Raw genomic sequence first — 13,381 nt, forward strand, 5'->3', positions numbered from 1 at the left:
TCCCCCGCAACCAACTATACGCGCCGCCGGGGCTGGCCCGCGCCCAGCCCGTGGCCATCCCCCCCCACCCCTACCCCCGGCGCCCCGGGGGGGGGGCCCCCCGGCGCCCCCCCCCCGGGCCCCACGACGCGTGCGGGTCAGTCGACGATCGTGGCGTGCAGGATGCCCCGCCCGAACGTCGCCGCGAACAGCGTGCTCGTCGCCGCGTGGAAGTGCACGTCCATGACCGGTACGGCCGGGAAGCTCGCCCCCACCTTCAGCCAGGTGCGGCCCAGGTTGGGGCTGAAGAAGACGCCCATGTCCGTGCCGATGTAGAGCCAGCCCTGCTTCTTCGGGTGGCGGATCACGTCGTTGACCGGGGACTGCGGCAGGTTGCCGGAGATGTCCGTCCAGGTCGCCCCGCCGTCATTGGTCATCAGCACGTGCGGCTGCGTCTCGCTCTCCCAACGGAACCCGGAGTACGTCGCCCAGGCCATGTCGGGGTTCTGCGGGTCCACCGTGACGCGGGTGATCCACCGGTCCGGCAGGTCCGGGTCGGTGGCCTTCGTCCAGGTCGCGCCGCCGTCCCGGGTCACCGACAGGTGGCCGTCGTCGGTGCCCACGTACACGGTGTCCTCGTCGGTCGGGGCGATGCCGATGGTCGTGATCGTCGCGTACGACGTGGCGTTGCGCGGCGTGGGTCCGCCGGTGAGGTCCGGGCTGACCGCCCGCCAGGTCCGGCCCCGGTCGTCGGAGCGGTTGAGCACGTTGGACCCGAAGTAGACGGTGTCCGGAGCGCCCGGAGCGATCTCCAGCGGTGACACCCAGTTGAACCGGGTGCCCGCGAACCGCGCCCGGATCGACGTCATCGAGTCGCCGCCGTTGTCGGAGCGGGCACACCCGCCGTTCTGCGAGCAGGCGAACACGTTCAACTGGTCGACCGGGTTGATGCGGTTCATCATCCCGTCGCCGCCCCGGTACAGGTTCCAGTCGCTGCCGCCCCAGGACCGCAGCGACCCGTTGTCCTGCGTGCCACCGGAGACGCGGGAGCGGTCGGTCGTGCTGACGTCCATCGCGTAGAACTGCATGTACGGCTGCACGGACGCCGCCGCCCAGGTGCCGATGACGTTGCCGCCCTGGTCGTTCCAGTAGAGGCCGCCGTCGTTGCCGATGTACACCCGGCCGGGGTTGTGCGGGTCCCAGGCCATGGCGTGCTGGTCGGCGTGGATGCCGCGGCCGGTCACCCACGTGCGGCCACCGTCGTGCGACTCCATCATCGGTACGCCGGCGGAGAAGACGTGGTCGGCGTCGGCCGGGTCGACCCAGAGCCGGCCGAACCACCAGGCGAACCCACCGTCGGCGGCGTCCAGCGCGGGCTCCCCGGTCAGCGGGCGGGTCCAGGTGGCGCCCGCGTCGTCGGAGACGAAGAAGCCGGTCAGGTTGCCGATCCTGTCGTTGGTGATCGCGTACGCCCGGCTGGGGTCGCTCGCCGCGAACGCCACGCCGATGCGGCCGGGCTCGGTGTCCGGAGCCGCCAGCGGCGCGCCAATCCGTGTCCACGTCGCGCCGCCGTCGGTGGAGCGGTGGAGGCCGGAGCCGGGACCGCCGTACTCGCGGCCGTCGGGGTAGCGCAGCTTGTCCCACATGGCCGCCAGGAGGACGTCCGGGTCGGCGGGGTTGATCGCCACGTCGATCGCGCCGGTGGAGTCGTTCAGCCCGTCGAGCACCTGCTTCCAGGTCTCGCCGCCGTCGGTCGACAGGTAGACGCCCCGGTCGCCGCCGGTGTCAAACAGCCGGCCCTGGGCGGCGACGACGATCCGGCGCGGGTCGGTCGGGTCGATCCGGATCCGGCCGATCGCCCCGGTCTCGGTCAGGCCGATGCTCTCCCAGGTCGCCCCGCCGTCGGTCGAGCGGTAGACGCCGGTGCCGTAGTAGGAGCCACCGCCGCCGTGGTCCGGTTCGCCGGTGCCCGCGTACAGGGTGCCGTCGGGGGTGATCGCCAGCGCACCCATCGACTGCGGCAGGTCGTCGGACCAGGTGCTGGTCATCGTCGCGCCGCCGTCGGTGCTCTTCCACACGCCACCGGTGCCGGCCGCCACGTAGAGCGTGCCGGGCGTGTCCGGGTCGATCACCACGTCGATGAGCCGGCCGCCGACGTTGGTCGGGCCGAGCTGCTGCCACCGCACATCGGTCAGCTGGGGCGCGCCCCGACGGGTCGCACCCTCCAGCGCCCGGGTCTGCGCGAGGGCCTCCTCGTACGCGGTCGCCGGGATCGACCCGTCGGCGTTGGCCCGCTGCGCCCACATCCACTCGGAGGGCTCCGCCGGGTTCTCCTTCTCCTCCACCGCGACCGGCACCGGCGGGTTGCCCGCCAGATGCACCAGCGTGGTCGCGGCGGTCAGGGCGGCGACCGCCGTGACCGCACCGACCAACCGGAACCGTGTCCGTCTCGACAGCTTCGACCGCACAGGTCACCCCCGGCCCCGGCGGCATCGCCGCCGCTCGATTTCGGGTCAGCGTACGCAACAATCGACCGGCGTGGAAGCCGGTGACCGGCGAAAACAAGCCTCCCGAATGTCGCACCGTCGGGAGAGGATGACGGACAGCCGTCACACTGGAGGTCCACTGTGCTCATCGTCGCCGGAAGTCTGCACGTCGACCCGGAGGGTCGGGACGACTACCTCGCCGGGTGCGTCGAGGTCGTCCGGGCGGCCCGGTCCACGCCGGGCTGCCTCGACTTCGCCCTCAGCGTCGACCTGGTGGAGCCGGGCCGGATCAACGTCTACGAGCGGTGGGACTCCGAGGAGCAGCTGCTCGACTTCCGGGGCTCCGGGCCGAGCGGGGAGCAGGTGGTGGCGATCCGGGGCGCCGAGGTGCACCGCTACCTGATCTCCGGCGTCCAGGCCCCCTGACGCGGTCATCGCCGTCCTCAGGACGGTGGCGGGGTCGGCGGGGGCTCCGGCGGCAGGCCGGGGGCGAGGCGGCGCAGCGAGGTGAACGCCGGCACCAGCGCGTCGTACAGCTCGGCGTACACCGGCAGCAGGGACGCGTACGTGGCGGCGGCGGCCGGCTCGGGGCGTGCGGTCTCGGTGATCTCCACCAGGTCGGCGGCCACGTCGATGGAGGCGACCAGCCCGAGCGCCTGCATGCCGAGCAGGGCCGCACCGTAACTGGACCCCTCGTGCCCGGCGGGGAAGCGCACCGGCATGCCCAGCACGTCGGCGAGCATCTGCCGCCACAGCGGGCTGCGGGCGAACCCGCCGCTGGCCCGGATCTCCCGCACCTCGTTGCCGGCCGCCCGTACCGAGGCCATGACCAGCGCCAACTGCTGGCAGACCCCCTCCAGGGCGGCCCGCACGAGGTGGGTGCGGCGGTGCCCGTGGGTCAACCCCACGTACGCCCCGCGCGGCAGCGCACTCCAGTGCGGGGCGCGCTCGCTGAGCAGGTACGGCAGCATGATCAGCCCGCCGGAACCGACCGGGGCCTTCGCGGCCTCCGCGAGCAGTTCCGCCTCGGCGTGCTCGCCCAGCTCGGGAGCGAGCGCGTCGCCGGCCCAGCCGAGCACGAGGCCGCCGTTGTTGATCGCACCGCCGACCACCCACCGGTTCTCGGTCAGGGCGTAGCAGAAGACACCGCCGAGCGGGTCGACACCGGGGTGCTCCACCATCACCCGCATCGCGCCGCTGGTGCCGATCGAGCAGGCCATCACGCCCGGGGCGACCGCGCCGAGCCCGAGGTTGGCGAGCGGGCCGTCACCGGCGCCGACCACGACCCTCGTGTCCGGCGGCAGCCCGGTCGCGGCGGCGGCCTCGGCGGTCACGCCCCGCAGCACCCTGGTGGTGGGGACCAGCTCGGGCAGCTGCTCCTCGGTGATGCCGGCGATCCCCAGGGCCTCCTCGTCCCAGGTGAGCTGGTGGATGTCCATCAACCCGGTGGCCGAGGCGATCGAGTGGTCCGTCATCAGGGCGTCGCAGAACCGCAGCAGGACCCAGTCCTTGATGCCCACCCAGTACGCGACCCTGCCGAACGTCGTCGGCTCCTGCTCGGCGTACCAGAGCAGCTTGGGCAGCGGTGCCATCGGGTGGACGGGGGTGCCGGTGCGGCGGTGCAGGGCCAGCCCGGAGGGGACCGCCCGCAGTCGTTCGGCCTGCCGGGCGGCCCGGGAGTCGGCCCAGGTGACCGACGGGGTGAGGGGGTTGCCGTTCGGGTCCAGCCCGATCAGGCTGTGCATCACGCTGCTGAACGCCAGGCCGGCGATCGGCCGGCCCACCTCCGCCACCACCGTGCGGATTGACTCGATGGCGGCGGCGTAGATGGCGTGCGGGTCCTGTTCGGCGTACCCGGGTTGCGGTTCGTCCAGCGGGTAGCCGACCGAGTGGTGTGCCAGCTGGTCGCCGTTGACGTCGAACGCGACGGCCTTGGTGCTGGTGGTCCCGAGATCGACGCCGATCACGATGCCGGGGGTGGTGTCGCCCACCGACTCACCCCCTCGCCGTACCTGCCGGGACGCTGCGCCTGACGCTACCGACGCCTCCGCCGGGCCGTACGGCGAACGGGACAGCCGGCGCGCGACACGCCCGAACGGGGTGAATCGACGCAGCGAAACCGCCCTATCGTCCGGGTTGCTCCACCGATCGGGCAATTTGCACATAGCAGCCCGTCCCCGTTGACGTCCACCGGAGTTAATCCGAATGACACCCCGGTTGGTGGCCTGCGCGGCGGAGGAGTCGGCATGGCAAGGACTGATTCGACGGGTTCGACCTGGCGGTACCGGTGGGCACACCGGCAGAACGATCGGCGGCAGCGGGTCTTCCGCAGCGCCGACGAGGCATGGCGAAGGCGGGACGAGGAACTGCGGCGCCTGCGTACGCTCGCCGGGACCTTCACGGGCTCGGCCGCCGCGGGCGCCGGGCTTCCGCTGGAGCTGGGCCCCGACGAGGTGGTGTTCTGGGCGCTGCCGGCCGCGCAGCTGGTCGAGGTACGGCACACGGCGGTGCTCCCGGCACCGGACCTGACGGTCGCCCCGCAGGCCACGCCGATCCGGTCCCGCCGTCCGGACGGGATCCGGGTCGCCGACGCCGGAATGGCGGTCATCACCAGCCGGCGGCTGGTGCTGCTCGGCGGTCGCGGCCGGCGCGACTGGGCGTACGGGAAGATGACCGGCCTGTCCCACGACCCGGCGGCGCCGGTCACCCTGATCCAGGTACTCGACCGGCGGCGGGCCTCCGGGGTGCTGCTCCCCGCCGACGTGGCGGCCGACTTCCGGTTCAAGCTGACGCTGGCGTTCGCCGACGCGATCGAGCAGCGGCACGCGGTGATCGCCCAACTCGACGAGGCGATCGCCGAGCACGCGCAGCTCAAGCCGTTCCGGCCGACGATCGCCACCCCGGCGCAGGCCCGGTTGAGCGGCTTCGTGCCCGGCGGCCGGCGCACGGTGGCGGTCGCCGCCGGCATCGCCCTGCTGGTACCCGCCGTGCTCCTGGAGTCCGACCCGTCCGACCCGACGTCGGAGGTGGCGATCGCCGCGACACCCGCGCCGGGTCCGTCGGTGACCCCGTCGCTCCCGGCCGCGCCGGCCGTCGCGGCTCCCCGACCGAAGCGCGCCGCGCCGTCTCCGTCGCCGGCCCGGGACCGGTTCTGCGGCGCGCCGGAGAACCCGCTGGGGTACGGCTTCTGCGACGGCACGCGGATCCGCAGGCCCGCCGCCGAGGTGTGCGACCACTTCGACTGCGTGCCGGAGTTCTGGTCCGGCCGGGGGTACCTGGTGGAGTGCGGCGACGGCTCGGTCAGCCTGGCCGGGGGCAGTCCCCGTGCGTGCGGCGAACACGGCGGCGTCCGCCACACGTTCCGGAGTTGACGCTCCTCCGGCCGGTCGCCGGGCACGGGGCAGCCGGCCGTCCTCGAAGGATGTGATGCTGACCGGCGTCGGCGGTCCGAGGAGGCGTATGCGCGGCGACGACCATCGCTGGCTCCGCGAGGCCGTGGAGCTGGCCAGACGCTGCCCGCCGACCGTCACCGCGTACGCGGTCGGGGCGATCGTGGTCGCGGCCGACGGCACGGAACTGGCCCGTGGCCACTCCCGGGAGACCGACCCGCGCGTCCACGCGGAGGAGGTGGCCCTGGCCCGGCTCGCCGGCCGGTCGCTCGACCTCGGCGCCGCGACCCTCTACTCGTCGCTGGAACCGTGCAGCAGCCGGCGCTCCCGACCCCGCACCTGCACCGAACTCGTCATCTCCGCCGGGATCGGTCGGGTCGTCTTCGCCCTCCGGGAACCGCCGCTGCTCGCCCACTGCGAGGGTGCCGAGCTGTTGCGCGACGCCGGGATCGAGGTCGTCGAGATCCCCGCCCTGGGCCCGGGAGTCCGGGAGGCCAACCACCACCTCACCGGGTGAGCCGGACCCGCGCGGCCCGGACGTTGCCTGACCGGGCCTGGCCTGCTGTGATGGGCGGTCATGGGGGTCGCGGAGGTGCACCGCACGGTCGAGGCGGTCTGGCGGATCGAGTCCGGGCGGGTGGTCGCCGCGCTGGCGGGCATGGTGCGGGACGTCGGGTGGGCCGAGGAGCTGGCGCAGGACGCCCTGGTCAGCGCGTTGGAGAGCTGGCCGCGCGACGGCGTGCCGACCAACCCGGGGGCGTGGCTCACGGCGGTCGGGAAGCGGAAGGCGATCGACGGGTTGCGCCGCCGCGCACTGCTCGACCGCAAGGTCACCGAGCTCGGCCACGAGCTGGGCGACGACGCGTTCACCCCGGACTTCGACGCCGCGCTGGACGAGCCGATCACCGACGACCTGCTGCGGCTGGTCTTCACCGCCTGCCACCCGGTGCTGACCCCACCGGCGCGGGCCGCCCTGACCCTGCGGGTGATCGGCGGGTTGAAGGTCGAGGAGATCGCCCGCGCCTTCCTGGTGCCGGAGACCACGATCGGGCAGCGGATCACCCGGGCGAAGAAGACCCTCGCCGACGCGAAGGTGCCGTTCGAGGTGCCCGGCCCGACCGAGCGCGCCGAGCGGCTCGGCAGCGTGCTGGAGGTCGTCTACCTGATCTTCAACGAGGGGTACTCGGCCACCCGGGGCGACGACTGGATGCGCCCGCAACTCTGCGCGGACGCGCTGCGACTGGCCCGCATCCTCCAGGGCCTCATGCCGGACGAGCCCGAGGTGCACGGCCTGGCCGCGCTGCTGGAGATCCAGGCGTCCCGGACCGCCGCCCGCACCGACGCCCACGGCGAGCCGGTCCTCCTGCTGGAGCAGGACCGCAGCCGCTGGGACCGCCTGCTCATCCGGCGGGGCCTGACCGCGCTGGACCGGGCCCGCGCCCGCACCGACCAACCCGGCCCGTACGTCCTCCAGGCGGAGATCGCGGCGTGCCACGCGCGGGCGCGTACGCCGGCCGAGACGGACTGGGCGCGGATCGCCGCCGGCTACGCGGAACTGGCCCGCGTCGCCCCGTCGCCGGTCGTGGAGCTGAACCGGGCCGTCGCGGTGTCCTTCGCCGACGGCCCGGCCGCCGGTTTGTCGGTGGCGCGGGCGCTGGTGGACGAGCCGGCCCTGGCCGGGTATCACCTGCTGCCCAGCGTGATCGGCGACCTGCTGGCGAAGCTGGGGCGCTACGACGAGGCGCGCGCCGAGTTCGAGCGGGCGGCCACGATGACCGGCAACGAGCGGGAGATCGCCCTGCTGCGCGACCGGGCCGCCGACTGCGCGCGGGGGGTCGCGCCGACCCGCTGAAAAACCTCGGCGGCGGTGTCGGATCCGCGTCCGGTCGTTCGACGCGTCAGTGAGAGCCGGACCTGCCGGCACCGCGACCGGCGACCGGCCGGACAGACGAGGAGATCCCCATGACGACGACGGCGAACGCGATCCCCGCCCGGTCCGCGGTGGCGGGCGTTGCCTCCGACCGTACGACCAACCGGGCCCTGCTGGCCGCCGGAGCGGCCGCCGGACCGGTGTTCACCCTGGTGGCCAGCGCGCAGGTCCTGCTCCGCGACGGCTTCGACCTGGGCCGCCAGCCGCTCAGCCTGCTCGCGCTCGGCGACCTCGGCTGGATCCAGATCGCCGCCTTCGTCGGCGCCGGGCTGCTCGCCCTGGCCGGCGCGGTCGGCATGCGACGCACGCTGCCCGGCGGACCCGCCCGCAGGTGGGGAGCGGCGCTGGTCGCCGCCTACGGCACGGGCCTGATCGTCGCCGGCGTGCTGGTGGCCGATCCGAGCATGGGCTGGCCGGCCGGGGCGCCCGAGGGACCGGCGGCGACGATGAGCTGGCACGGGATCGGCCACGGCGTCGGCGCGATGCTCGCCTTCGGGTCGGTCACGCTCGCCTGTCTGGTGTTCGCCCGGCACGACGCCCGGTCCGGGCGGCGGGCCTGGGCCGTGTTCTCGCTGGCCTGCGCCCTCACCTTCGCCCTGCTGCTGGCCTGGCCGGACCAGGACAGCATCAGCGTCCGGATGGCGCTGGGCTCGACCGTCGTCTTCGCCTGGCTCACCGCCGTCTGCGTCGACCTGCTCCCCTCCCGCTGACCCTGTTACGGAAAGGACCTGACCGATGCGCTTCATGATCATGCACAAGCTGGACCAGGACATCCCCGGCGCGTACTCGCCGGACGCCGCCTTCGTCGCCACGATGGGCGCGTTCGTCCAGGAGATGGTCGACGCCGGGGTGCTGCTGGCCGGCGACGGCCTGCGGCCCACCAGCAAGGACGACGCCGCCCGCATCACCGTCACCAACGGGAGGTCCACCCTGACCGACGGGCCGTTCGCCGAGACGAAGGAGCTGATCGCCGGGTTCCTGATGGTCGAGGTGCGGGACAAGGCCGAGGCCGTGGAGTGGGCCAAGCGCTACGCCGACCTCTTCGCCCGGAGCATCGGCGAGGTCGAGATCGACATCCGGCGGGTGACCGAGATGGCGGATCTCGAGGCGCTCACCTGATCTTCGGCCGGCCGTGCGGTGGGCCTGGCCATGGGTGCCGGCTGGTTGCGGACGGCCCTGTCGAGCTGAGTCACTGGTGACATCACGGGTCGCGGGCGAAGTTGTTTCGTCTCACGACAGGGTGCCGCGCGCCCGTGAGTCGTTCGCGACATCAGTTCGACAGGGCCGCCGCGCCAATACCCCGGCACGACGGCCCAGATCTCGTGCCGGCCTGCACCTGCCCGGCTTCGTGCGGGCGCTGAACGGCCGCGACGTCCGAAATGGATTGCCTCACACGGGTAGGCTGCCCGAGGGTGGCCGGGGCCGCCCGCAGAGTGACGGGTGGGGGCGCCGGGGCGCTCAGGTCACACACCGTCGGTTGAATCGCACACGGGGGAACCATGTTCGAGCGGCTGGGCAGATTCGTCGTCAACCGGGCCTGGTGGGTGATCGCCGGATGGGTGGTCGCGGCGGCCGCCATCATCGCCACCACACCGTCGCTGGGCGACATCACCTCCGCCGACCAGGAGAGCTTCCTGCCCGGCTCCTACGAGTCGGTGCAGGCCACCGAGCTGGGGCAGAAAGCGTTCCCGCAGGCGGCCACCGCGACGGCGATCATCGTGGTCAAACGCGCCGACGGGCAGCCGCTCACGCCGGCCGACCAGGCGAAGGTGGGTCAGCTCGCCCAGTCGCTACAGGCCGAGAACATCCCGCGGACGTCCGGCTATGTCACCGGTCCGCAGGCGGTCGCGCCGGACAGGTCGGTGCAGGTGGTGAACGTCGGGCTCGACGCTCCGACCCCGGACGATCCGGCGCTGCTCGACGCCGTACGCGACATGCGGGCGGCCATCGGCCCGGAGCTCGCGGGCAGCGGGCTGACCGCTGGCGTGGCCGGCGACGTGGCGAGCTTCGTCGACAACGAGGACACCTTCAATGACGCCTTCTCCGTGGTTGGCATCGCGACGATCATCCTGATCATCGGACTGATTCTGCTCATCTTCCGCAGCCCCATCGCGGCGCTCCTTCCCATCGTGGTCATCAGCGTCGTCATGAGCGTCACGACAGGGCTGGTCGCCGCCGCGGGTAAGGCCTTCGGCCTCAGCGTCAGCCAGGATCTGCAGACGATCCTGCTGATCGTGCTGTTCGGCATCGGCACCGACTACATCCTGTTCCTGCTCTTCCGCTACCGCGAGCGGCTGCGTGCCGGCGACGACAAGCGCACGGCGATGGTCGTCTCCGTCCAGCGGGTCGGCGAGGTCATCACGTCGGCCGCGGGAGCGGTCATCGTCGCGTTCCTCGTGCTGCTCCTCGCCTCTCTGGGCTTCTTCGGCTCACTCGGCCCGGCGCTCGCGATCGCCGTCGGCGTCATGCTGGTCACCTCGCTCACACTCATCCCGGCGGTCGTCTCGTTGCTGGGCCGGTACGTCTTCTGGCCGTCCAAGGCGTGGCAGCGCGCACCCAAGGCGACCGTGTCGCACCGGCTCGGGACCGTCATCGGGCGCCGGCCGGCGCTCGTCGCGGCGGCATCCGGCGTCCTGCTGGTCGCGCTCGCCGCGGGCGTGCTCGGCTACAAGGCCGACTACGACTTCAGCGCCGGATTCCCGCAGGACACCGAGTCGGCGAGGGCCGCGACGGACCTGCAGCGCGGGTTCGCCGCCGGCGCACTGGCCCCCACCGAGGTCTACCTGACGACCGGCGACGGGACGCCGCTCACCGACCAGCAGGTCACCGACTTCGCGGCGGCCGCAGCGAGAGCCCCGGGTGTGGGTCAGGCACAGCCGCCGGAGCGCGGCAGCGACCCGAGCGTGGCCCGGATCAACCTGCTGCTCAACGAGAACCCGGTCTCCAACGAGGCGATCACGCTCGTCCGTGACGACCTGCGGGACGTCCTGCACGCGGCCGCTCCGCCCGGCACCCGGGCGCTGGTCGGCGGGACCACGGCGATCTTCGCGGACATCAACTCGGCCAACAACCGGGACCTGTCGGTGATCCTGCCGGTGGCGGCCGGCCTGATCGCGCTCATCCTCGCGTTGCTGCTGCGCAGCCTCGTCGCGCCGATCTACCTGGTGATCGCGGTGCTGCTCAACTTCGCCGCCACGCTGGGCGCCACGGTCTACGTCTTCCAGGGGCTGCAGGGCCAGCCCGGCGTCACCTTCCAGCTGCCGATCATCCTCTACCTCTTCGTGGTGGCGATCGGGACGGACTACAACATCCTCATGATCGCCCGACTGCGGGAGGAGGCCCGGGAGGGTAACGATCCGCGCCGCGCCGCCGCCATCGGCGTGGAGCACGCCGGTCCCACCGTCGCCGCGGCGGGGCTGATCCTGGCCGGCACGTTCGCGGTGCTGATGCTCGCGCCGATCTCGTTCCTACAGCAGATGGGTTTTGCGGTGGCGATCGGCATCGTGCTGTCGGCGTTCGTCATGTCGATGTTCTTCGTGCCGGCGCTGACCGCGCTGATCGGGCACAGGGCGTGGTGGCCGGGGCATGGGGACGAGCGGCCGGCGCCGCGCACCTCGTCGGAGCCGGCGAATGTGACGCACGGGTAACGGCCGGCGTAGTCATCGGGGATGACGGCCGCCGGACCGGGATGCCAGCGCCTAGCGGCCGACCGCGCGGCAGACCGGCGGCGTCGCGGCACCATCCGGCGAGGTCGAGATCGACATCCGGCGGGTCACCGAGATGGCTGCTGGGGCCGGAGTTGTCTCCGGCCCCAGCAGCGATCTTCACGATCAGGTCAGCCGCTCACCGCGGATCAGCTCAGCCACGAGCCTCGCCGTCCCGGCGCCGGTGGAGGACGACCAGCATGCTCCCGAGCAGGAGCAGGCCACCGCCGAGCGCGACCGGGATGACGAACGACGGACCGCTGAGCGAGTCACCGGTGATCGGCAGCTTCGACTTCGTGGGCGTCACGGTCGGCGTCACGGTGGGCGTCACCGTGGGCGTCGCGGTCGGTGTTCCCGTGGGCTGCGTCTCGAAGCCGCACACGAACCAGAAGCTGATGCCGAACGGCTGGTTGTTCTCGGGGTTGATCGGCGCCGTCATGTCCTCCACTTCGATCGGTCCGACGAATGGACCGTCGTACACATTGGCGTTCGGGCCGCCCTTGACCACGATGCCGGTGGCGACGAAGTTGTCGTTGATCGTGACGTCCAGTTCCAGGCCGGTGACGGTCCCGGTGCCGGCCTCGTCGCTGTCGTTGGCCGGCGAGTTCGGGCTACCGAGGATGATCTCGCCGGCCAGGCCGGCACCCTCGCAGGTCGTGACGTTGCCCTGGACCAGTCGCGGCTCGGGTGCCTCGATCGCACCAGCCGCGCGACCCCCGGCGAAGGTCTCTTGTGTTTGGGCCAGTGCCGGTGTGGCGACCGACAGGCCGATCATGGACGCCAGGAGCGCCCTCCGGCGAAACGAGCAAGCGAATGCAGCCGCAATGGAACCACCTTGGTCTGTAGGACGTTAGCCGGGCAGGAGCCGGAACGGACATACCTGCATTGCTAACACCTATAGGCTTAAGCGGACCTATACCCGCACAAGCGTCGCACTAACCCCGAAAGAGTGACATCCCGCACTCTGTGGCCGCGCGCCCGTGAGTCGTTCGCGACATCAGCTCGACAGGGCCGCCGCGCCGGTCTCGCGGCACGTCGGCCTATTCGGGCTCGGTGTCCTCGTGAGGCCACCGAGCCAGCTCGGCGGAGAGCTCTTCCAGGAAGTCGTCGACCTGTCCCGTGGAGTATCCGCGCATGGCGATGGGCAGTGCCTCGCGGGCGGCGTCGAGTTCGGCCCGAGTCCCCTGGCGCTGCAACGCGTTGCCCGAAACCAGCGCGTCCTGGGCCTGCCGGATCAGGTCATCCACCCGGGCCGGCTCGTATCCGCGCAACCCGACGGCGAAGTCCGGCGACGAGAACCGCCCCCCGCGGAGCTGCCGCATGTTCGTGAAACGACCTCCGGCGAAGCGGGTCAGGGCTTCTGCCACCTCATCCACCGATTCCCGGATGTGGACGAGCTCGAGGAGGACCAGACCCGGCCGGCCATCGAGAGGGCTCTTCCCGTCGAGTGGACGGTCGATGGTCGAACCGGCCGGTACCAGCAACAACGTCGGGGACACCGTCCTGTTGTCGACGGTCGGCACCGGCTCGTCGAGGACGATCGCGTCGATCTCGGCCCAGGACACCAGCCGGTTGAGCCCGGCGGCCCGCAGGGTCAGCCCGTCCCCTCCGATGTGGAACCGGAATGGCTTGAACTCACTAACGACGAACGCACCAGCCATCACCAGCCCGAGGCCGCCGACGATCCACGCTCCGACGGAACCGCCGCCGCACAGCACCACGAGCACGCTGACTACCGCGATCAGGATGCCGATCACCAGGAAACGCCGGCTTCTGTGCAGCTCCACGCGCGTACCTCGATCCTCTTTGGGGTGCCGAGGAGAGAATCGCACGCTGTGGCAAGGAGTCCGGTGCCCGGTGAGGTGCAGCGCCAGCAGCGGTCCCGGTACTAGG

General features: G+C 72.3%; 11 protein-coding genes. 7 read left to right on the forward strand and 4 right to left on the reverse strand.

Annotated features, from left to right (window positions below):
* Positions 1 to 137: 137 nt before the first annotated feature.
* Positions 138 to 2,411, reverse strand: coding sequence for a WD40/YVTN/BNR-like repeat-containing protein (locus ACIBR0_RS24520; RefSeq protein WP_396719403.1), 2,274 nt, complete (start codon positions 2,409 to 2,411; stop codon positions 138 to 140).
* Between the two features lie 195 nt (positions 2,412 to 2,606).
* Between ACIBR0_RS24520 and ACIBR0_RS24525 the strand changes: the two genes are divergently transcribed.
* Positions 2,607 to 2,891: a putative quinol monooxygenase gene (locus ACIBR0_RS24525; protein ID WP_396719405.1), complete on the forward strand. Its 285-nt coding sequence runs from the start codon at positions 2,607 to 2,609 to the stop codon at positions 2,889 to 2,891.
* A 17-nt stretch (positions 2,892 to 2,908) separates the two neighbouring features.
* On the opposite strand, the gene ACIBR0_RS24530 is transcribed toward ACIBR0_RS24525, so the two are convergent.
* On the reverse strand, positions 2,909 to 4,456 hold the full coding sequence (locus tag ACIBR0_RS24530; RefSeq protein ID WP_396719407.1) for a gluconokinase: 1,548 nt from the start codon (positions 4,454 to 4,456) through the stop codon (positions 2,909 to 2,911).
* 255 nt (positions 4,457 to 4,711) lie between these two features.
* Between ACIBR0_RS24530 and ACIBR0_RS24535 the strand changes: the two genes are divergently transcribed.
* From ACIBR0_RS24535 to ACIBR0_RS24560, 6 genes are all read left to right on the forward strand, one after another.
* Entirely contained in the window at positions 4,712 to 5,836 is a 1,125-nt protein-coding gene (locus ACIBR0_RS24535) for a hypothetical protein (protein WP_396719409.1), read from the forward strand.
* Positions 5,837 to 5,924: 88 nt separating this feature from the next.
* Complete coding sequence (locus ACIBR0_RS24540; protein WP_396719411.1) at positions 5,925 to 6,371, forward strand: deaminase; 447 nt, start codon at positions 5,925 to 5,927, stop codon at positions 6,369 to 6,371.
* 60 nt (positions 6,372 to 6,431) lie between these two features.
* The gene (locus ACIBR0_RS24545) at positions 6,432 to 7,706 is read left to right on the forward strand and encodes an RNA polymerase sigma factor (RefSeq protein WP_396719413.1); all 1,275 of its coding nucleotides are present in this window, start codon (positions 6,432 to 6,434) and stop codon (positions 7,704 to 7,706) included.
* A gap of 110 nt (positions 7,707 to 7,816) precedes the next feature.
* A complete protein-coding gene (locus tag ACIBR0_RS24550) occupies positions 7,817 to 8,494 on the forward strand; it encodes a DUF998 domain-containing protein (RefSeq protein ID WP_396719415.1) in 678 nt (225 codons plus the stop codon).
* Positions 8,495 to 8,519: 25 nt separating this feature from the next.
* Entirely contained in the window at positions 8,520 to 8,903 is a 384-nt protein-coding gene (locus ACIBR0_RS24555; protein ID WP_357038202.1) for a YciI family protein, read from the forward strand.
* A gap of 380 nt (positions 8,904 to 9,283) precedes the next feature.
* A complete protein-coding gene (locus ACIBR0_RS24560) occupies positions 9,284 to 11,431 on the forward strand; it encodes an MMPL family transporter (RefSeq protein WP_396719417.1) in 2,148 nt (715 codons plus the stop codon).
* Between the two features lie 211 nt (positions 11,432 to 11,642).
* On the opposite strand, the gene ACIBR0_RS24565 is transcribed toward ACIBR0_RS24560, so the two are convergent.
* Both ACIBR0_RS24565 and ACIBR0_RS24570 read right to left on the reverse strand, forming a co-directional pair.
* Positions 11,643 to 12,263 carry a hypothetical protein gene (locus ACIBR0_RS24565; RefSeq protein WP_396719419.1) on the reverse strand — a complete coding sequence of 207 codons (621 nt, stop codon included), beginning with the start codon at positions 12,261 to 12,263 and terminating at the stop codon, positions 11,643 to 11,645.
* Positions 12,264 to 12,528: 265 nt separating this feature from the next.
* Positions 12,529 to 13,245, reverse strand: a complete 717-nt coding sequence (locus tag ACIBR0_RS24570; RefSeq protein ID WP_396719421.1) for a DivIVA domain-containing protein — start codon at positions 13,243 to 13,245, stop codon at positions 12,529 to 12,531.
* Positions 13,246 to 13,381: the final 136 nt, after the last annotated feature.

Origin of the sequence: Micromonospora sp. NPDC049497, assembly GCF_044465805.1 — a bacterium.
Lineage (GTDB): Bacteria > Actinomycetota > Actinomycetes > Mycobacteriales > Micromonosporaceae > Micromonospora.

What these genes read in the sequence shown, in the direction of transcription:
- ACIBR0_RS24550 (WP_396719415.1), top strand. Translation starts at nt 7,817, where the DNA reads ATGACGACGACGGCGAACGCGATCCCCGCCCGGTCCGCGGTGGCGGGC.
- ACIBR0_RS24560 (WP_396719417.1), top strand. Translation starts at nt 9,284, where the DNA reads ATGTTCGAGCGGCTGGGCAGATTCGTCGTCAACCGGGCCTGGTGGGTG.
- ACIBR0_RS24535 (WP_396719409.1), top strand. Translation starts at nt 4,712, where the DNA reads ATGGCAAGGACTGATTCGACGGGTTCGACCTGGCGGTACCGGTGGGCA.
- ACIBR0_RS24540 (WP_396719411.1), top strand. Translation starts at nt 5,925, where the DNA reads ATGCGCGGCGACGACCATCGCTGGCTCCGCGAGGCCGTGGAGCTGGCC.
- ACIBR0_RS24555 (WP_357038202.1), top strand. Translation starts at nt 8,520, where the DNA reads ATGCGCTTCATGATCATGCACAAGCTGGACCAGGACATCCCCGGCGCG.
- ACIBR0_RS24545 (WP_396719413.1), top strand. Translation starts at nt 6,432, where the DNA reads ATGGGGGTCGCGGAGGTGCACCGCACGGTCGAGGCGGTCTGGCGGATC.
- ACIBR0_RS24565 (WP_396719419.1), bottom strand. Translation starts at nt 12,263, where the DNA reads ATGATCGGCCTGTCGGTCGCCACACCGGCACTGGCCCAAACACAAGAG.